This is a genomic window from Pseudidiomarina tainanensis (genome assembly GCF_004214835.1).
In the GTDB taxonomy this organism is placed as follows: Bacteria; Pseudomonadota; Gammaproteobacteria; order Enterobacterales; family Alteromonadaceae; genus Pseudidiomarina; species Pseudidiomarina tainanensis.
In genome coordinates, this window is sequence record NZ_PIQJ01000001.1 from 651,126 (window position 1) to 670,953 (window position 19,828).

The window sequence follows — 19,828 nt, forward strand, 5'->3', positions numbered from 1 at the left end:
GTTATTCGTAAAAGCGAAAGCGGTATTCGTTGTTGAGGCTTGAGTTGACTGAGAGGGAACTAAGATGAAGCAGGTTATTGAGATAATCACCGCATTGACGCTCGCGTTCACGCTGCTTGGTTGTCAGGGTCCGGATAGTGCGGCTAAGGCGTCGGTAATTGATGATAGCAGCTTAGATTTCCCGCATTCTTTGACAATGGCTGAGCAATCTGAGTTACCAGAGCATTCGCGTTTAGTCGAAACTTCCGCTGGGCAATTTCATGTTCGCGCTATGGGCCTGGACCATCGTGGTCCGGCGGTGATTCTGTTAGCTGGGCCTAATTACAATTATCACAGTGATAGCGCTTGGTTTGCTGCGCTGCAACCGCTATTGGCTGCACAGTATCGGATATACAGTGTTGATCGCCTTGGTAATGCGTTTAGCAGCAGTAGTGATGATTTGTCCTACCGTCGTTTTGCCGACGATTTAGCACACGTGATGCAGCAACTCAATGAAACTCAATTGGCCGTGGTGGCCTTTGCTAGCGCGAGTATTAGTGCACGCTGGTTTTATGAGCTGCATAGCGAACAATTTGATATTGAAGCCATGGTGTATATTGATCCGGATATTCCATTAGCACACTCATTAAGCTTGTATCAAGGCTACCCAGCTGACTGGTATCGAGACAATTTAGCGACGCTATTACCGCATTTAGCTGCTGGTAATTGGTCAGAGCGAACCAAAAACAAACTCGATGCGGAATATCAACACATCAAACAATGGGCGAGTGACTATGGTACCGCAATTGACTGGAATTACCTGGAGCAAATCATGCAGCAGCGTTTGCTTATTTCGCACCAGCAAGCGCGAGCCCGCGAGATTGCCGCATACATTGCTGATTTAGACAGTTACGCAACACTGCCCATGATCACCGCGATACCGGTTAGTGTGATTGACAGCGATTTTGAGCAAAAAGACATTGCTGCTGCGGCTGATGATGCTGAGCTATTGGCTGCGTTGCAAAAATGGCAGCAGGAAGGCAGTGCTTGGAGTGCCGAACAAGCTTCAGTATCGAACGGCCAGTATATTCCCCTAAGCGAAAGTGATCACATGGTCCCGCTGCAACAACCACAAGTTATCCAACAAGCACTAGAGTGGCTACTCCACCAGTAGCCCCTCGCCCTTCTAATATCCAATATCCAATATCTAATAGCTAATATCGCTTTTGTTTTTAACCGGTCTTTATTTGGTCTTTATTTGGACTTCTTCACCAATCTCGTCTACTCTTATTCCTGTAACCACCAACAAGGAGAAACTCCCATGTATACCGTCAAACGCCCGCGCGTGACTACTGTGTCAGGGTTTAAAAAAGAAATTGCGACCATGGATGTGAATGAACCGGTTTTGGTGACCCAGAACGGTGAACCCTTGTATGTGGTGCAAGATCCTGCCCAATACGAAGCCATGCAAGAACAGATGGCGATGTTAAAAATGATTGCACTGGCTGAAAAGGATGTTCGGGCTGGTCGTGTTGTATCGAGCGACGAGTTATTCAAAGGACTGGAAGAAAAAGGTGCGCTCGATGACCACAATAGTTAATTACGCTGACTCTTTTATCTCTCAACTCGATGCTGAATTTAATTATCTTCGTAAAAAGGTTGGTTCACGTGCGTCGTCGGAGTGGCTAGCCGAGATCATGAAACGCTTTGAAAGCAAAGTAAAGCCATTCCCTTTGAGCTGCGCGCGATGTGATGAAGCAATGATACTGGGTTATGATGATTACTACGAATATATTGATGCGAAGTCTCAATGCCGTGTGATTTATCGCTTCAATGATCAGGTGACTGCTTTATTGTTCATTCGAACTCGGCAAAGCCTTCGCGATCAACTATTGAATCTGGTATTAATGAGCCCTTAGTGTCTGGTTAGCGTTTGGCGAGCCTGTTATAATCGCCGCTTTGTTAATCACCTGAAATAACGACAGGCTTGCTACGCACTGATGCAGTTAATTCGCGGAATTCATAATATTCGACCTCAGCACCGTGGGTGTGTACTTACTATCGGCAACTTTGATGGTGTCCATTTGGGCCATCAGGCAGTGTTGGCGCAGGTAAAAGCGCAGGCGCTCGCGCGCGGCGTTCCGGCGACGGTGATGACGTTTGAGCCGCAGCCGCAAGAGCTGTTTCAACCGGATAAAGCACCGGCCCGATTAACTAATTTTCGTGAAAAGCACATGGCACTGCGTCAGCAGGGTATTGACCGCCATATTGTGATTGAATTTAATCGCAAGTTTTCTAATCTGCCGGCGCGCGAATTTATTGAACGTGTGTTGGTTGATATGCTCGGCGTACAATTCTTGGTGGTTGGCGATGATTTCCGCTTCGGTCATGGTCGCGAAGGCGATTTCGCGATGTTGCAACGCGCGGGCGCTGAGCTTGGCTTTGAAGTGGTGGACACGCAAAGTTATCGCCAACAACAGCAACGGGTTAGTAGCACCGCAATACGCCAGTGTTTAAGTGATGGTGATTTTACTCAGGCGGCAGCCATGTTAGGGCGACCTTATGCTTTCGGAGGGCGCGTTGTGCATGGTGAGAAAAAGGGTCGTACTATCGGCTTTCCAACCGCAAATATTCAGTTAAAGCGCTTGCGTTCACCCTTACAAGGGGTTTTTGCTGTGCAGGTGCAAACCAATGATGGCAAAATGCATGCAGGCGTTGCTAATATTGGTAGACGGCCAACATTAAATGGTGAGCGAGTGCAGCTCGAGGTGCATTTGTTCGATTTTGCGGGCGATTTGTATGGGCAGCAATTGCGCGTGGTGCCAACGCACTTTATTCGCGCTGAACAAAAATTCGCGAATTTCGCGCAACTACAGCAACAAATCGCCGCTGACGCTGAAAAGGCAAAGGCGATATTAGCTATTCGATATTAGATATTAGAGCTGATGTTTCGGGTAATTGTGTTTTGTCTAATATCAAATATCGAATAGCTAATATCCTACTCTAATTCAAAAATTGAAATAAGTAATGGGGCAGATAACAACCCCGAAAAAGGAACCGAGATAATGACCGACTACAAACACACACTGAATCTGCCGGAAACTGAGTTTCCGATGCGCGGTAATTTGGCGCAGCGTGAGCCGCAGATGTTGCAACAGTGGTACGCGGATGACGTGTACGGCCTGATTCGCCAAGCGAAGGCGGGTAAGCCGGTGTTTATTTTGCATGACGGCCCTCCGTATGCGAATGGTGATATTCACATTGGTCACGCGGTGAATAAGATTTTAAAAGACATGATCGTGAAGGCGAAAACGCTAAGCGATTTTGATGCGCCATATGTTCCTGGTTGGGACTGTCATGGTTTGCCGATTGAGCTGCAAGTTGAGAAGAAACATGGCAAGCCAGGTAAAAAACTCAGTGTCGCTGAATTTCGTCAAAAGTGTCGCGAATATGCACTGACTCAGGTCGACGGTCAGCGTGAAGACTTTAAACGATTGGGCGTGTTTGGGGATTGGGATAATCCATATCTCACCATGAACCCACAGCAAGAAGCTGACAGTATTCGCGCACTTGCCAAAATCATCGCTAACGGTCATATGCAGCAAGGCTTTAAGCCGGTGCATTGGTGTACCGATTGCGGCTCGGCATTAGCTGAAGCAGAAGTTGAGTATCAAGATAAGCGTTCACCGGCAATTGATGTTGGTTTTACTCCGGTGAATGAAAGCGAGTTAGTCGGTAAATTTGATCACCCTGAAGGTCACTCGGGCGAAGGTGAGGTGATGGTCGTGATTTGGACCACGACGCCATGGACTATTCCAGCAAACCGCGCGATTTCATTACATCCGAGTCTTGATTATACGTTGGTTCAAGTTGAAGCGACCGATGAACGTCCGGCAATGCGTTTGGTATTGGCTGATGATTTGGTGAAGTCAGCCATGGAGCGCTGGGGCATCGATGCCTACCACAAACTTGGCTTCGCCAAAGGTCAAGCGCTGGAAAACGTGAAGGTAAACCATCCGTTGTTTGCTGAGGTGCAGGTGCCACTCATTCTCGGAGAGCACGTGACCACCGACTCGGGTACAGGCTGTGTGCACACAGCGCCAGGCCATGGTGTCGACGACTTTATTGTTGGACAACGTTACGGCATTGAAGTGTATAACCCAGTAGGCGATAACGGTGTGTATAAAGATGACACGCCAATGTTCGCTGGTCAGCACGTAATGAAAGCGAATCCGAATATTGTCGATGCGCTGCAAGAAGCTGGGCGGTTGATTCACCACGAAGCTTATAATCACTCGTACCCACATTGCTGGCGCCATAAAACGCCAATTATCTTCCGCGCTACGCCACAGTGGTTTATTAGCATGGACAAACAAGGTTTGCGCGCCAAAGCACTAGAGCAAATTAAGCAAGTGCGCTGGGTTCCGGAATGGGGTCAAAGCCGTATTGAAAGTATGGTGGATGGTCGTCCAGACTGGTGTATTTCGCGTCAACGTACTTGGGGTAATCCGATTGCCGTGTTTGTGCGCCGTGACAATGACGAATTACACCCACGTACGCTGGAACTGATGGAAGAAGTCGCTAAACGCGTTGAAAAAGATGGCATCCAAGCTTGGTTCGATTTAGAAGCGGAAGAGCTATTAGGTGATGAAGCGGCAGAATATCGCAAAGTGACCGACACCTTAGACGTTTGGTTCGATTCAGGTGTCACGCACGAAGCTGTATTGAATAAAACACCGGGTTTACAGTGGCCAGCGGATTTGTATCTTGAAGGTTCTGACCAGCACCGTGGTTGGTTCCAGTCGTCGTTATTGACTGGGGTGGCAATGTATCAACAAGCGCCATACAAGCAAGTACTAACACACGGTTTTACCGTTGACGGACAAGGCCGCAAAATGTCGAAATCCATCGGCAACGTGATTGCACCGCTTGAGGTCATGAATAAGTTAGGTGGCGATATCTTACGTTTGTGGGTAGCGGCAACAGATTACTCCGGTGAGATGACCGTTTCTGACGAAATTTTGAAACGTTCAGCAGATAGCTATCGTCGTATCCGTAATACCTCACGCTTTTTATTGGCCAACATTAACGAATTTGAGCCGAGCAAACACGCCGTAGCCGCTGATGATATGGTCGCTATCGATAAGTGGATTGTCGCGCGTGCGGTGAGCTTGCAAGAAGAAATCCTGACTGCTTTAGACGATTACCAATTCCACGGCGTGGTGCAAAAAATCATGCACTTCTGCTCTATTGAGTTAGGTAGCTTCTACTTAGACGTGATTAAAGACCGTCAGTACACCGCGAAGCGCGACAGCGTGGCGCGTCGCTCATGCCAGACTGCGTTGTACCATATTGCGGAAATGTTGGTGCGTTGGTTGGCACCAATTTGTAGCTTTACCGCCCAAGAAATTTGGGATGCGTTGCCGAAGCAACTGGCCAATGGTGAAGCGCGCGCACGTTATGTGTTTACCGAAAGTTGGTATCGTGAAGCGGCACAGATTAAAGTTAGTCCAGCCGATAACGCGTTATGGCAGACAGTGCTTGAAGTGCGCGATGAAGTAAACCGTACCCTAGAGCAAGCGCGCCGTGATGATGTGATTGGTGGTAGCCTGCAAGCCGAAGTGACGGTATATGCTGTTGCCGATATTGCTGCGCAATTAAGCAGTTTGAAAGATGAATTACGATTTGCCTTTATCACATCAGCTGTCAGTGTTGTTACTGTTGATAATGCGCCTGAAGGTGCGGTCGCAACTGAGCTAGATGGCGTGTGGGTAAAAGTAACTAAATCTGCTTACGAGAAATGTGAGCGCTGTTGGCATCATCGTGCGGAGGTTGGCACTATCGCAAACCATCCGACGCTATGCCAACGTTGTGTGACAAACGTTGATGGAGCTGGAGAGGAGCGCCATTTTGCTTAATAAGCCAACTGATTTACAAAAGCGCGCCAGTGGCCTGCGCTTTTTGTGGCTAACCTTATTACTTATTGTTTTGGATCAATTTACCAAGCAATGGGTGATTCGTGTTTTCGATTTATACGAAAGCATTGAGGTGATGCCCTATTTAAATTTGACCTACGTGCGTAACATGGGCGCCGCCTTTAGCTTCTTGAGCGATCAAGGTGGCTGGCAACGCTGGTTATTCACATTCTTAGCTATTGCGGTAAGCGTGGTGTTACTGATTTGGTTACGCCGCAATCCGGCCAATATGTGGCGCCAAAACCTTGCCTTTGCGCTGATATTAGCCGGCGCTATTGGTAATGTTATTGACCGCATTATGTATGGCTACGTTATCGATTTTATTGATGTGTATGTGAATGAATGGCATTGGCCAGCGTTTAACGTTGCCGATATGGCGATTACTATCGGTGCCATTCTCATGTTGTTAGAGGCGTTCTTCGAACAACGCCAGGAGCCACAGTCATGATCAGTCGTCTCCCGATCGAACACGGTCGCGAAGTGATTTTGCATTTTACTATTAAGTTAACCGACGACTCGGTTGCCGACAGTACGAAAATGTCGGGCAAACCAGCAAAGTTTCGAATGGGCGACGGCTCGTTGACGGAAAATTTTGAGTCTTGCTTGGTCGGCTTAAAAGCGGGTGATGAGCGAGAGTTTGAACTCGCGCCAGAAGACGCTTTTGGTATGCCGAACAAAGATAACTATTATCAAGTAGATACCACCAAATTCGGCGCAGATCGCCCCGAAGTTGGTCAGATTTTCACGTTTCCGCAACCTGATGGTACGGAGTTGCCGGGCATTGTCCGAGCCATTAATGATCAGTTTGTGACGATTGATTTCAATCATCCGTTGGCGGGACAGCGTGTGCGTTTCGCGGTTGAAATCATTGAGGTAAACCCTTAAAAGACGAAAGCGATATTGGCTATTGGATATTAGATATTAGAACTGATGTATCGGGTATTTGTGTTTTCGCTAATATCTAATATCCAATAGCTAATATCGTACTTGGAGTTTTTATGAATATTGTTTTGGCGAATCCGCGTGGTTTTTGTGCCGGTGTTGACCGAGCGATTACGATTGTTGAACGCGCATTAGAGATTTTTGAGCCGCCTATTTATGTGCGTCACGAAGTGGTGCACAACAAATACGTGGTGGATTCGCTACGGGCGCGCGGCGCCGTATTTGTTGATGAACTGCATGAAGTGCCAGACGATAGTATTGTGATATTTTCCGCTCACGGGGTATCGCAGGCGGTGCGCCAAGAGGCGAAAGACCGTGGTTTGCGCGTATTTGATGCGACTTGTCCGTTGGTAACGAAAGTTCATATGGAAGTGACGCGTGCTAGCCGCAAAGGACATGAATGCGTATTGATTGGTCATGCTGGACACCCTGAAGTGGAAGGCACTATGGGTCAGTACAATAATCCAAAAGGCGGCATCTATTTGGTGGAATCGGTTGATGATGTGGCCAAGCTGGAAGTTAAAGATCCGATGCAATTGCATTACATGAGCCAAACCACTTTGTCGGTTGATGATACGGCTGATGTGATTGATGCGTTACGCGAGAAATTTCCGGAAGTACAAGGTCCGCGCAAAGATGATATTTGCTACGCCACGCAAAATCGTCAGGATGCTGTGCGTGACTTAGCGGGCGAGGTTGACGTATTGCTCGTTGTGGGAGCGCGTAACAGCTCGAACTCAAACCGCTTACGTGAACTTGCTGAGAAAATGGGCACGCCGGCCTATTTGATAGATGATGCTACCTGCATTGATCAGGCTTGGCTTGAAGGTAAAGAGAACGTTGGTGTCACAGCTGGCGCATCGGCACCGGAAGTCTTGGTTCGCGATGTGGTGAAAAAACTGCAAGCATGGGGCGGCCAAACGGTGCAAGAACGCAGCGGCCGCGAGGAAAATATCACTTTCTCCATCCCACCAGAACTCCGTGTGGTTGAACTTTAAAACCAAATACGATACTAGCTATTGGATATTAGATATTAGAAACGATGCATCGGGTATTTGTGTTTCCTCTAATATCTAATATCTAATAGCTAATATCGCTTTCGGTTTTACTGCCAACAGGCGGCGGGGGTTTTTTGATCGTTTTGATTAATGCTCATCGTCACACACTCCGTATCTGAAACCTGTGCTCCTTTCGCTGTCGCCGTTAACGTATATGTTTCAGCGGCAATGTCAGATGTACTAAAAGTGTAAAATTCGCTTGACGATGTAAAGCCAAGATCAGCAATAGTGGCGTAGCTGGTATTGCGTAATCTATACTCTTCTTGCGCCATCTGTAATTTCAGTAATTCGCCCATGGCGTCTGCTCTGCGGCTCTGTTTAACGTAGTCAGTAAAGTTTGGATAAGCGATGGCTGCGATGATACCGATGATAGCAACGACAATCATTAATTCGATTAAGGTCATGCCGCTTAACTTTTTTTCAACTTGCATTTATTCCACCTGTTTATACTATGCTAAGTGCATCTGTTCATTAGTACGATAATTTTGGACCAAACGCAATGCGTCAAGGATTTACTTTACTCGAACTTATTATCACGTTGTTAATTCTCAGCATTGTGCTGGGTTGGGGCGTGCCTGCGACCATTGAAATGGCGCGGACGATGCGTTTGCAAGGGGCGGCACAAGATACCTATGGCTTGCTGCAGTATGCACGCTCCGATGCTTTGAGTAGCGGCGAGAATCGATTCGTTGTTTGGGATGACGAAAATGGTGAATGGTGTGCCGCCGTCGCTGACAATAATGATTGTGATTGCTTAACAGAAGATTGCTCTATCGACGGTGTTTTGCGACAGATTAATGGTTCTGATTATTCGGGCGTGATGATGGCATCTGCAGCATTTTCAGGAGGTGATCATACCCGCTTTGACGCGCTCCGAGGTTTGGCTGAAGGCAACGCTGGCACAGTAAGTTATCAATTGCGCGACAGCAGTAACGCAGTGGAGCGTGAAGTGCGCGTGGTGGTGAGTACGCTAGGTCGCTTGAGATATTGCCAAGTGGGCGGTGTGGGGAGTTATCCAGCATGTTAAAGCAACGCGGCTTGTCACTCGTCGAATTGATGATCACGATTACGCTTGGTTTGATCTTAATGGCAGCGCTAACGTCGGTATTTTCAGCAACGTTAGGCACAAATTCGCGTAGTTTACAATTGAGTCAACTCCAAGAAGAATCAACGGCGGTAATGGACTTGCTGATGGGGGACCTACGCCGAGCAGGATACCGGGGTAACGCTCATTTGTTAGTTGTGGACCCCGATAATGCGGTAACGACTTTTAATAATTCCATCAGCGTTTCGCAGCATCCGAGTGAAGTTGCATCGAGTTGCTTATTGTTTGAGTACGATGCTGATAACGACGCGGTGCACGATGGCGCTGCAGAACAGTTTGGTTATCGCTTGCGCAACGGTCAGGTACAGCGCCGGCAAGGCGGAGCTACGTGCGATCAAGACGGCTGGGAAGGATTAACCAGCCCAGATTTAATTCAAGTTGATGTGCTGGAGTTTATTTTAACCGAGCGCATGCTCGATGAAGTTAATGAACAGGTTGTTGAGGTGTTGATGGTAGTGTCACTGCCAAGCGACGCCGAAGTATCACGCGAACTTTCAACAGAGGTGGTGCTGCGCAATGCGTTTTAAACAATCGGGCTTTGCCACAATTACAATCACTGTACTTCTACTCTCTGTAATCATTCTGGTTACGTTATATACCGCGCGCTTTAAAGTGCAGGAGCAGCGTATCACTCGTAATCACGCCAGTATGCAGGAAGCGACCATGGTAGCTGATGCAGCAATTGAACAGATTGTCATGGAAGTGAACGCAGAGAAGTCTAATCTGGATCGTACTATTGCGGGCGTGATTGGTGGCGCCCAATACAATGCCACGTTATCGAGTACGCGTTTCGATGACACCATTCGCGGCGATGTTGATATTGTCGACGTGGTGCTGACGGCTACTTCAGCAGATACACGTGCTACGCGCACATTACGCCAACAAGTTGCAGTATTACCGATGCTTCGTTCGGCGCCCGACACGCCAGTTGCCATCAAAGGTAGTATGAACGTTTCTGGTAACTTTGAAGTGGTTGCGAATCCTAACGGCGGTGGTGACGGTGTGCCATTGTCGATATGGACCGAGGGTGATGTTGATATTAACGGTAGTGGCACCACTTGCGGTCAACAAGAATATACCGAAGGTAATTGTTCGTCGCAGCCATTCAGTGAGCGCGGCGACCATGGCGTCGATATTTTAGACAACGACCCGAATTTTCCTGATGATTTACTTGAATATTTGTTTGGTGTGCCTGAAGCACAATGGCAATCATTACGCGACTCTGCTAATCAAATTGTTAACGGTTGTGATTCCATTGGACCGGCCTCAACAGGTTTGATTTGGGTGGTTGGGGACTGTTCGCCGTCGGTGAATATTGGCTCGCTTGAGAACCCCGTCGCCTTGGTTATTCAAGACGGTAGTTTGGCGATTAACGGTAACACTGAAGTCAATGGCCTAGTGTTTGCATTTCGAACACCGGGTAATTTGGCAACCCATGAATTAAAACTTAATGGTGGCGCGACGATTAATGGCGCAGTGATGGCGAACTTCGACCCGACGCTGTCGAACGGAACCTTGCTGGTGCGCTATCACGAAGAAGTGCTGACGAATTTAATCAGTAATGATGCCTTTAAACGAGTACTTCGAGTAGGAGGAAGCTGGCGTGATTTCTAATTCAGCTAACATAACGCACAAACGCGGCTTCACCTTTGTTGAAGTGCTTGTTGCATTGGTCATTATCGCGATTGGCGTAACGGGCTTGGTGAGCCTGCAGCGAACCTTCATGCAAAGTTCGGTAAGAGCTGCGGAACATGCGACAGCGCTTAAAATCGCACAACAACGTCTCGAAGAATTAAGGTTCGAAGTCTATGCCGACATCGACGCAGGTACCGATAGTGTTTCGTTAGACGATAAAACCTACGAAGTCAGTTGGACCGTAGCACCGCAATACTTTAATGGCTTATGGCGTACAACTGGTGACCCCGACCTACCTAACCCGTTGCCGCCATCCCCTGATGCAAAATCGGTGATAATTGATGTGGCGTGGCAAATGCGCGGTGGCGAAGATCAAACTCTGAGTTTAGAGGGTTGGATTGGACGGATTGCGATGCGTGATGGTGGTTTAGCGGTTACAGCACCGCCGCCACGTAACGAGCCGAGTGTGACCTATAACCCTGGTGCGGCGCCAGAGGTTATCGCGGTGAAATTGACCGAAGATGGCACGGCTACCAAGTATCAAGTGAAAGAAACCACGCGTCCGACGCCGACGGTTATGCAACGTGGCGAACGGCTGACGGTTCGCTTTGATACGGTCACCTACGATGAGGCAACGCAAACGCAGCGTGTGGAAGACTTTATCACCATTAACTGTTCCTGCATGTTTACCGGCATTGAGTCAGAGGCGCAAACGCCACACCGTTTAACGCTAAAAGATGGACGTTTAGTCTTGGATCCGAATGGTGGTCAGCTAACGCGTAAAATGACCGGTATCGTCAATCCTGCGGTCACAGATCAACCAGAGCTCTGTACCCAATGTTGCCGCGACCATCATGATAACAGCACGATGGTCAATGAGCAGGTCGTTTTTAAGTACGACACTAACCGCAAAACCAACGGGAATCATCGGCACTTTTATCGAGACGCGAGTGGTAATTTAGTTGAAGCCAACCAAGGCTCCAACAACGTCTACGAAGAATCCTGCCGTATGCGCCGCATCGATGGTTGGTATGCAATGTATCCAGATTGGCAATTCCATGCGGTGACGGCAACCTCGGCCGGCTACTTGATCAATGAAGTCGGGGCACAAACCTATACGCAATATGTGCGCGATGTAGTTCGGGCGTTAGTCATGGACTCAGCGTTACCAACAGCGCCAAGCGGGCGCGATATTTCGGTGGCGCCTGGTTCGTATCAGCTAATTGGTCGTGGTATTTATTTGGATGACATGACCGATGCGCACCTTGCAGAAGTGCGTCAGTCGATATTGAATAATGAACCGGATTGGATTGCCAAAGTGCCATTTTATGAAGTTAACTTAACTTTGTTGGGCCTTTGGGAAACCACCAATACAGCGGTTGCTGATGTCACCAATGAACCAATTCAAACCATTGTTGACCCCGAACAGAATTACTACGGAACTTACAGCCGCGGTCGTATCAGCGCGCTTGACGGCGGCATTGCGACGGTAACGATGAATGCGGCATTGGGTAATGCCAGTGTTCTAGGTAGTCAACCGATTCACCCGCTTGAGGATGGCGAGCTAAGCAGTAGCGTTAATGTGACGGTAACGGCGTCGGACGGTACTACGCCACTCTACTCAGTGACCGGCGAAATTTATTGCTTACAATATAATGGCGATGCCTGTAAAAACACGCATTATCGCGACGTGAATGTCGCCGGTGTTGACGTAACCTGTACGTATTCTAAACAAGGTAACGCCGACACGGGCTCATATGCGTGTAATGGTATTCCAGCGGGCACCTCAACGGTGATTAACTTTAGTAAATCCGGTTTCACCTTTACACCATCGAGCGTGACCATCTCGAATTTAAGTGCGAATGAAGTTCACAACGTTCGAATGGACGAAAATTGATGAGTAAGGCTTATATGGCCTTGTAAACCTGTGGTACTATCGGATCACTTTTGTTGACCCGATAGGTTGCCTCAACTCCAATGTCTGTTGTTATCGAAGCCAAACAACTCACGTCGGTACGTGCAGGACGCACGTTATTCTCTGCACTCTCGCTGCAACTCGGCGGCGGTGAAATACTCCATGTTGAAGGGCCAAACGGTGCAGGGAAATCCACGCTGCTACGTATTATTGCGGGTCTGCTGCAGCCACTTGAAGGCGAAGTTTGGCTATTCGGGCAACCGCAACAGGATGACCCTGAACTTTGGCAACGCCAAACCTTGTTTATTGGACATAAGCCGGCGGTAAAAGCCGAACTGACCGCACTCGAAAACCTCCACTTTCAATCGCAACTTGATGGTGCCGCGCATGTTGATGCATGGCAGTTGCTAGAAACCGTTGGCTTATTAGGCCTCGAGGATATTCCCGCACAACAGCTCTCAGCCGGCCAACAACGGCGTATTGCCTTAGCACGACTATGGTATAGCCAAGCAAAGTTGTGGATTTTAGATGAGCCATTTACGGCTCTCGACACCTACGGCATTGAGTTATTGCATCAACGCTTTCAACGCCACCTTGAACAAAGTGGTTCAATTATTTTAACCTCGCATCAACCGCTTTCGTGGTCTGGTGAACGATTACAAAAAATTCGTATCGAACATAACGACGAGGAACTCGTTTATGAATAGAGCGAGTTCTTGGCAGTTAATGACGACAATTATGCGGCGCGACCTAGCGGTTGCTTTGCGACGACGAAGCGACGTTATCAATCCGCTGTTATTTGTGGTGATTGTGGTGACACTATTCCCACTCGCGGTGGGGCCAGGCCCAGATATTTTGGGTCGCATTGCAACTGGAGTGATATGGGTAGCCGCGTTGTTATCGTCATTACTTGGTTCTGAGCGTCTATTTCGCGATGATTTCCTAGATGGCAACCTCGAGCAGATGGTGCTATCACCGGCGCCATTACCGCTATTAGCATTTGGCAAAGTCGTTGTGCACTGGCTTCTTAGTGGCTTACCGCTAGTGATCCTCGCGCCGGTTTGTGCGTTATTATTAAAACTGCCGTTTGCCGCCTGGGGAACGTTAATGTTGACCCTCTTAGTGGGTACTCCAATGTTGAGCGCAATGACAGCCGTTGGCGCTGCGCTGACGGTGAGTTTAGGGCGCGGTGGCGCCTTGCTGAGTTTGTTATTGTTGCCGCTATTTATCCCTTTGTTGATATTTGCAGCGGCGGCAGTTGAGAGTACGCTGGTGGGTACCTCTGCTTACGGGCAAGTGTTACTATTAGCGGGACTGATGCTTTTAACCTTAACCTTGGCGCCTCTAGCAGTCGCAGCAGCAATTCGAGTGAGCGTAAATTAACATGTGGAAATGGTTACATCCGTACGCAAAAGGCGAGGCAACATACCGATTACTTGGTTTATGGCAACCGTGGTTAACCGGATTAGCGTTGGCGTTTGTTAGCGTTGGCTTAGTATGGGGCTTATTTTATGCGCCACCGGATTATCAACAAGGTGATAGCTACCGCATTATTTTCATTCATGTACCAAGTGCGATGTTTTCGATGGGCGCTTATACCGGCATGGCGATTGCCGCATTAATTGCATTAGTCTGGCAAATTCGTACTGCAGAATGGGCGATCGCGGCCATAGCACCGGTGGGGGCAACGCTGACCTTTGTTGCGTTGTTTACCGGAGCCGTATGGGGTAAGCCCATGTGGGGTACTTGGTGGGAGTGGGATGCACGTTTAACTTCGCAGCTTATCTTGTTGTTCCTATATATTGGTGTGCTGGCGCTTTACTACGCCTTTAACGATGCACGCACCGGAGCCAAAGCCGCGGCAATATTGGCATTAGTTGGTGTTATTAACGTGCCGATTATTCATTTTTCGGTGTATTGGTGGAATTCGCTTCATCAAGGCGCCACGATTACTAAATTCGAAAAGCCATCGATGCCGCCAGAAATGCTAATTCCATTGCTGATTAGTATCGCCGGTTTCCTGTTTTTAACAGCAGCATTGATTACCCAGCGGCTACGCAACGAAATACTAAAACAAGAACTACATCGTCCGTGGGCGATGGCGAAGCTAGGTGTGGAGGCCAACGATGGCGTTTGATAGTTGGCAAGAAGTGATTTGGATGGGCGGCTATGGGTTTTATGTTTGGCTGGCCTTTGGGATATCAATTTTAGCTATCGCTATATTAGTGGTGCACGGGTTGTTGACGCGCAAAAAACTAGCGCAATTAGCTGTGAAGAAGCAGCAGCAACAGCAACGTATCGCGCGTCGCAAACAGCAAGAGCGTCATAGGAGTATGGTGACCAATGATTCCACGTCGTAAAAAGCGCCTCGCTTGGGTTTTATCTTTAGTGGTTGGTGTCGCAGCCGCAATTAGTTTGATTTTGTATGCACTCACGCAAAACATCGATTTGTTTTACACACCGTCAGAAATGATTGAGGGCAAGGGTACTGCGAAAGTGCGTCCTGAAGTTGGCCAACGCATTCGTGTCGGCGGCATGGTTGTTGAGGGTTCAGTCAAACGTGATCCGAAGACTCTCGAAGTCAGTTTTCAAGTAACCGATACTGGGCCGGAAGTCACTGTGCTCTATACTGGAATTCTGCCGGATTTGTTCCGCGAGGGGCAGGGCATTGTCGCACAAGGTGTGTTGATTGAACCGACCGTACTGAAAGCCACCGAAGTATTGGCAAAACATGACGAAGAATATATGCCACCTGAGTTAGCTGAGGCGATGAAGGGCATCAAACACGTCAATCCGAATCAGCCAGATTACACCGGCTCAAAAACCGACGATTCTGAACCACAAGACAGCTCTGGAAATAACCAATGATTGCTGAATTTGGACAATTAACGCTGGCGTTAGCGCTGGCGTTCTCCGTATTACTTGCGATTTATCCATTATGGGGCGCTTGGCGTGGCCACAGCGGTGCGATGTTGCTGGCACGACCATTTGCTTACGGGCAATTCTTCTTCACCGCACTGGCGTATGCGGCATTAACCTACGGTTTTATCGTCAACGACTTCAGTATTGCTTACGTTGCGCATAACTCGAACACGGCACTTCCACTGATTTACCGAATTACAGCCGTATGGGGTTCGCACGAAGGTTCATTCTTGTTGTGGATGTTGATGCAAGCAGGCTGGATTGCCGCTGTGGCAATGTTCTCGCGACGGATGCCGTTAACGATGATGGCACGAGTTCTCGCTGTTCTCGGTCTTATCAGTATCGGCTTCTACTTGTTCATGCTCAGTGTATCGAATCCGTTTGAGCGTGCGTTGCCGTTAATTCCAGTTGATGGCCGCGACTTGAATCCATTATTGCAAGACCCCGGCATGATCGTTCATCCACCGTTATTGTATATGGGTTATGTTGGTTTCTCTGTGGCCTTTGCGTTCGCCATTGCGGCACTCATGAGCGGTAAGTTGGATGCATCGTGGGCGCGTTGGTCCCGCCCTTGGGCGACGGCGGCTTGGTGCTTCTTAACACTCGGTATTGCGCTTGGTAGCTGGTGGGCTTATTACGAACTTGGTTGGGGTGGCTGGTGGTTCTGGGATCCAGTTGAAAACGCAAGTTTTATGCCTTGGCTGGTGGGTACCGCGTTAATTCACTCACTGGCGGTAACCGAGAAGCGTGGGGCGTTCAAGTCATGGACCGTGTTACTGGCGATTTCGGCATTTAGCTTAAGCTTACTCGGTACTTTCTTGGTGCGCTCTGGCGTCATTGTCTCAGTGCATGCATTTGCGACCGACCCTGCTCGCGGCTTGTTTATTTTAGGCTTGCTTGCCGTGGTTATTGGTGGCTCGTTACTGTTGTTCGCGCTGCGTGCGGGCGCGGTCAACAGCCAAACCAAATACGAAGCGATTTCTCGAGAAGTGATGTTGCTCGGTAACAATATCTTGCTCATGGCCGCCACTTTGGTGGTGTTGCTCGGTACACTGTTACCGCTGGTGCATAAAGAACTTGGGTTAGGTTCGATTTCAATTGGTGTGCCGTTCTTCAATCAAATGTTCACGTGGTTAATTGTACCGTTTGTTCTACTGATGGGGCTTGGGCCGCTATTACGCTGGCGTCGACAAGACATGAAACCGCTAGTAACTGACTTATTCCTTGCCTTGGCGCTGGCGGTGTTACTTGGTTTTGCATTGCCTTATATCTTTGCCGATCAAATATTGGCGATGACCGTTTTAGGCTTAGTCATGGCATTGTGGATTGTGCTGACTTTGGTTGCAGAACTGAAGCAACGCATTCAGCAACGCGGTCAAGGGCTTGCGAGTCTGACTAAATTGGGGCGTAGTCACTGGGGCATGGTGCTTGGTCATTTAGGCTTTGCAATAACTTTGGTGGGTATTGCTGCGGTGAGTCAATACGAAGTTGAGCGCGATGTACGATTAGCTCCGGGTGAATCAGTGCAAGTGGAGCACTATCGCATTCAGTTTGATTTATTAAGTGAGCAGCAAGGTCCGAACTATATCACTGACCATGCGGAATTTAGTGTTTTCAAGGACGAGCGAAAAATTGCGGACTTAGTGTCGGAAAAACGCTTTTATACTGTGCAGCGCATGAGTATGACTGAAGTTGGTTTAGATTCAGGATTCTTGCGCGATGTGTATGTTGCGCTAGGAGAACCGCTGCAAGACGATGAGAATCCAGATGCTTGGGCAGTGCGCATTTATATTAAACCATTTGTGCGCTGGATATGGCTTGGTGCATTGGTGATGGCGCTTGGTGGTGCCTTAGCAATGAGCGATAAACGGTATCGTTCGCAGCGCAAACAGCGAGGTGAATATGGCACAGCGTAGCAAATTACGTTGGGTGATCTTAGCCCTGCCGCTATTGGCATTTTTATGGCTAACCATCTTCTTATTACGTGGCTTGTTTTCCGACCCAACTGAGCTCAGTTCAGCGTTGGTCGGCAAACCTGTTCCGCAGTTTGAATTGCCGGACATTTACGACACCACCAAAGTGCATACTGAAGAAGTGTTGCAAGGACGCCCGATGCTACTCAACGTATGGGCAACGTGGTGTCCAACTTGTCGTGCCGAGCATGAATATTTAAATCAATTGGCTGCGCAAGGCGTCTATATTGTTGGTTTAAATTATAAAGATGATTCACGTGCAAAAGCGGTGAACTGGCTGAATACCTTGGGTGACCCGTATCAAATTAATTTGTTTGATGAACGCGGTATGGTGGCACTTGATTTTGGCGTGTATGGCGCGCCAGAGACATTTTTGATCAATGCGCAAGGCGAGGTGGTTTATCGCCATGTTGGCGACGTTAATGACCGCGTTTGGAATAACGTGTTAGGGCCACAGTACAACGAATTGATGCAGGCTTATGAGAGCGCAGGAGCGACACCATGATGCGAAGTTTTATCACCATGTTGCTGGTTGCCATTGGTGTAGCGGTGAGCTCGTGGAGCATTGCTTATGCGGCCAATCTTGAAACCTATAAATTTGACGACCCGAAAAAAGAAGCACTATTTCGTGAGCTGATTGATGAGTTGCGCTGCCCGAAATGCCAGAATCAAACGATTGGTGACTCTGATGCGCCACTTGCGAAAGACTTGCGCGACCGCACCTACATGATGATTCAGCAAGGCGCTAGTAAACAAGAAGTAGTGGATTACATGGTTGCGCGCTACGGCGATTTTGCCTATTACCGGCCACCGGTCAAGTTAAGCACAGTCGTGTTATGGTTAGGCCCAGTTGTTGTCATATTGGTTGGCGCTGGTGTGATTTTGATGCGGGTACGTTCGCGCAATAATGCCGAGGTTGAGTTGAGTGAGCAAGAACAGGCGCAGCTGGCTACGCTGCGTGACTCAGAGTCAAGCGATTCAAAACAGGATAAATCATCATGATTGTACATATTGCGTTGATTTTAGCCGTTGCTTTGGCTGGAGGCTTGTTTTTACTGTTAACTGGGCGCCGGCAACGTGATCAACAACGCACGCGCTTGGACGTGAACCGCGAGTTGTACGAACAGCGTAAATTAGAGTTGGTGCAAGAACGCGAAGACGGTTTGCTGACCGATAATGCATTTGAGCGCGCTAATGCAGAGTTAGATAAACGTTTTGTTACTGAAAATTCTGAGTTAGAGCAGTTGCATGATCAGCAAGTTGGCCGCAATATTTGGTTGCCGGCGGTATTGTTGGTGGTGTTAACGATTGTTCTTTACAGTTTGTTTGGTAGTTGGTCATTGCAACGCCAAGCGGATGAAGCCGTGCAGGCGTTACCTGAATTAGGTAAGAAGGTTTTAACCAACGACAACGCACAAACGACACGCGAAGAACTTGAAACGTTCGCGTTGGGTTTGCGTCAACGCTTGGCGCGCGAACCAAACGATGCCGTAGCATGGCTAGTCTATGCTCGTTCAATGACTGCGCTAGGGCAGCTTGAACAAGCGATAGAAGCTTACAAGAAGTCACTCCAGATTGAGCCGAATCGCATTGGCACTTTGCTTAGTTACACGCAATTGTTATTACAAACCGGTGATGACAGCATGATGCCAGAGGCTGCTTCCTTGCTACGTCGGGTACTTGAGCAAGAGCCGAGTAATCAAGAAGGCTTGTCGTTGTTGGGCTTTGTTGCGTTCCAGCGTGGTGATTGGCAGCAAGCAATTACCGCTTGGGAATTGTTATTACAACAAATTCCAGAAACGGATGAACGCTATCAACCAGTAGCGACTGCGGTAGCTGATGCGAAACAACGCCTACAAGCAACCGAGTTGGAACTAACCGTTACCGTTGACGTAGCGGAAGCTTCTAAAGCGCTGATTCCCGAAGGGGCAACACTGTTTGTGTATGTGCGCGCAGCTGAAGGGCCAGGTATGCCGGCAGCGGTCGTTCGTCAGCCAGTAACTGAGTTTCCGGTGACGGTTACTTTGTCAGATGCCAATGCGATGCTCCCAGATTATCGGATGAGTCAATTGAACCAATGGCAGGTGATGGCACGTATATCAGCTGATGAGCAAATCGATGCGGCTGAGGGTGATTTGGATGCGACGCCGGTAATTATTGAGCCAGCCACCACCACAGTCCGGTTAGAGATTAAGTGATAAAAAGCGTTGTTCGTTGTTCGTACGCTGCGCTGTTTGTCCGCTTCGCTATTCGAAGAGTGCGAAGCACGGACGAACAGTGAACGCAGTGAACGTACGAATAACGAATAACGTTTTTGGTTTTTT

Annotated in this window: 22 protein-coding genes; 21 read left to right on the plus strand and 1 reads right to left on the minus strand. The window is 48.5% G+C overall.

What is annotated here, in order from left to right; translation table 11 throughout:
* Positions 1-64: 64 nt before the first annotated feature.
* The 8 genes from CWI82_RS03125 to ispH all read left to right on the plus strand — a co-directional run bounded on the left by CWI82_RS03125 (position 65) and on the right by ispH (position 7,894).
* Positions 65-1,153, plus strand: a complete 1,089-nt coding sequence (locus CWI82_RS03125) for an alpha/beta fold hydrolase (RefSeq protein WP_130202646.1) — start codon at positions 65-67, stop codon at positions 1,151-1,153.
* A 147-nt stretch (positions 1,154-1,300) separates the two neighbouring features.
* Complete coding sequence (locus tag CWI82_RS03130; RefSeq protein ID WP_092837375.1) at positions 1,301-1,579, plus strand: type II toxin-antitoxin system prevent-host-death family antitoxin; 279 nt, start codon at positions 1,301-1,303, stop codon at positions 1,577-1,579.
* Positions 1,563-1,898: a hypothetical protein gene (locus CWI82_RS03135; RefSeq protein ID WP_130202647.1), complete on the plus strand. Its 336-nt coding sequence runs from the start codon at positions 1,563-1,565 to the stop codon at positions 1,896-1,898. Before CWI82_RS03130 ends, CWI82_RS03135 begins: the two co-directional genes overlap by 17 nt.
* 81 nt (positions 1,899-1,979) lie before the next feature.
* Positions 1,980-2,912 (plus strand): bifunctional riboflavin kinase/FAD synthetase, encoded by a 933-nt coding sequence (gene ribF / locus CWI82_RS03140; RefSeq protein WP_130202648.1) that lies wholly within the window; start codon positions 1,980-1,982, stop codon positions 2,910-2,912.
* 132 nt (positions 2,913-3,044) lie between these two features.
* On the plus strand, positions 3,045-5,897 hold the full coding sequence (ileS, locus tag CWI82_RS03145; protein WP_130202649.1) for an isoleucine--tRNA ligase: 2,853 nt from the start codon (positions 3,045-3,047) through the stop codon (positions 5,895-5,897).
* Positions 5,890-6,402, plus strand: coding sequence for a signal peptidase II (gene lspA, locus CWI82_RS03150; protein ID WP_233340182.1), 513 nt, complete (start codon positions 5,890-5,892; stop codon positions 6,400-6,402). The genes ileS and lspA overlap by 8 nt, the downstream gene beginning before the upstream one ends.
* Positions 6,399-6,839: an FKBP-type peptidyl-prolyl cis-trans isomerase gene (gene fkpB, locus CWI82_RS03155; protein ID WP_092856066.1), complete on the plus strand. Its 441-nt coding sequence runs from the start codon at positions 6,399-6,401 to the stop codon at positions 6,837-6,839. Before lspA ends, fkpB begins: the two co-directional genes overlap by 4 nt.
* A gap of 113 nt (positions 6,840-6,952) precedes the next feature.
* The gene (gene ispH, locus CWI82_RS03160; RefSeq protein ID WP_092856064.1) at positions 6,953-7,894 is read left to right on the plus strand and encodes a 4-hydroxy-3-methylbut-2-enyl diphosphate reductase; all 942 of its coding nucleotides are present in this window, start codon (positions 6,953-6,955) and stop codon (positions 7,892-7,894) included.
* A 107-nt stretch (positions 7,895-8,001) separates the two neighbouring features.
* Here the strand turns inward: ispH and CWI82_RS11495 are convergent, their stop codons facing one another.
* Complete coding sequence (locus CWI82_RS11495; RefSeq protein ID WP_130202650.1) at positions 8,002-8,385, minus strand: type IV pilin protein; 384 nt, start codon at positions 8,383-8,385, stop codon at positions 8,002-8,004.
* A 68-nt stretch (positions 8,386-8,453) separates the two neighbouring features.
* Here CWI82_RS11495 and CWI82_RS03170 point away from each other — a divergent pair, with 68 nt between their 5' ends.
* The 13 genes from CWI82_RS03170 (at position 8,454) to ccmI (ending at position 19,702) form a co-directional block, all read left to right on the plus strand.
* Complete coding sequence (locus tag CWI82_RS03170; RefSeq protein WP_130203196.1) at positions 8,454-8,981, plus strand: GspH/FimT family protein; 528 nt, start codon at positions 8,454-8,456, stop codon at positions 8,979-8,981.
* Positions 8,975-9,586 (plus strand): prepilin-type N-terminal cleavage/methylation domain-containing protein, encoded by a 612-nt coding sequence (locus CWI82_RS03175; RefSeq protein ID WP_130202651.1) that lies wholly within the window; start codon positions 8,975-8,977, stop codon positions 9,584-9,586. The genes CWI82_RS03170 and CWI82_RS03175 overlap by 7 nt, the downstream gene beginning before the upstream one ends.
* Positions 9,576-10,673: a pilus assembly PilX N-terminal domain-containing protein gene (locus tag CWI82_RS03180; RefSeq protein WP_130202652.1), complete on the plus strand. Its 1,098-nt coding sequence runs from the start codon at positions 9,576-9,578 to the stop codon at positions 10,671-10,673. Before CWI82_RS03175 ends, CWI82_RS03180 begins: the two co-directional genes overlap by 11 nt.
* Positions 10,663-12,591, plus strand: coding sequence for a type IV pilus modification PilV family protein (locus CWI82_RS03185; RefSeq protein ID WP_130202653.1), 1,929 nt, complete (start codon positions 10,663-10,665; stop codon positions 12,589-12,591). Before CWI82_RS03180 ends, CWI82_RS03185 begins: the two co-directional genes overlap by 11 nt.
* Positions 12,592-12,671: 80 nt before the next feature.
* Entirely contained in the window at positions 12,672-13,316 is a 645-nt protein-coding gene (ccmA, locus tag CWI82_RS03190; protein WP_092856052.1) for a cytochrome c biogenesis heme-transporting ATPase CcmA, read from the plus strand.
* The gene (gene ccmB, locus CWI82_RS03195) at positions 13,309-13,992 is read left to right on the plus strand and encodes a heme exporter protein CcmB (RefSeq protein WP_130202654.1); all 684 of its coding nucleotides are present in this window, start codon (positions 13,309-13,311) and stop codon (positions 13,990-13,992) included. The genes ccmA and ccmB overlap by 8 nt, the downstream gene beginning before the upstream one ends.
* Before the next feature lies 1 nt (position 13,993).
* On the plus strand, positions 13,994-14,746 hold the full coding sequence (locus CWI82_RS03200; RefSeq protein WP_092856048.1) for a heme ABC transporter permease: 753 nt from the start codon (positions 13,994-13,996) through the stop codon (positions 14,744-14,746).
* A complete protein-coding gene (gene ccmD, locus CWI82_RS03205; RefSeq protein WP_130202655.1) occupies positions 14,736-14,969 on the plus strand; it encodes a heme exporter protein CcmD in 234 nt (77 codons plus the stop codon). Before CWI82_RS03200 ends, ccmD begins: the two co-directional genes overlap by 11 nt.
* Entirely contained in the window at positions 14,953-15,477 is a 525-nt protein-coding gene (gene ccmE, locus CWI82_RS03210) for a cytochrome c maturation protein CcmE (protein ID WP_130202656.1), read from the plus strand. The genes ccmD and ccmE overlap by 17 nt, the downstream gene beginning before the upstream one ends.
* Entirely contained in the window at positions 15,474-17,447 is a 1,974-nt protein-coding gene (locus tag CWI82_RS03215) for a heme lyase CcmF/NrfE family subunit (protein WP_130202657.1), read from the plus strand. The genes ccmE and CWI82_RS03215 overlap by 4 nt, the downstream gene beginning before the upstream one ends.
* Positions 17,434-18,009 carry a DsbE family thiol:disulfide interchange protein gene (locus CWI82_RS03220; RefSeq protein ID WP_130202658.1) on the plus strand — a complete coding sequence of 192 codons (576 nt, stop codon included), beginning with the start codon at positions 17,434-17,436 and terminating at the stop codon, positions 18,007-18,009. Before CWI82_RS03215 ends, CWI82_RS03220 begins: the two co-directional genes overlap by 14 nt.
* The gene (locus tag CWI82_RS03225; protein ID WP_199286240.1) at positions 18,006-18,506 is read left to right on the plus strand and encodes a cytochrome c-type biogenesis protein; all 501 of its coding nucleotides are present in this window, start codon (positions 18,006-18,008) and stop codon (positions 18,504-18,506) included. The genes CWI82_RS03220 and CWI82_RS03225 overlap by 4 nt, the downstream gene beginning before the upstream one ends.
* Positions 18,503-19,702 (plus strand): c-type cytochrome biogenesis protein CcmI, encoded by a 1,200-nt coding sequence (ccmI, locus tag CWI82_RS03230; protein WP_130202659.1) that lies wholly within the window; start codon positions 18,503-18,505, stop codon positions 19,700-19,702. The genes CWI82_RS03225 and ccmI overlap by 4 nt, the downstream gene beginning before the upstream one ends.
* The last annotated feature ends 126 nt before the right edge of the window (positions 19,703-19,828 follow it).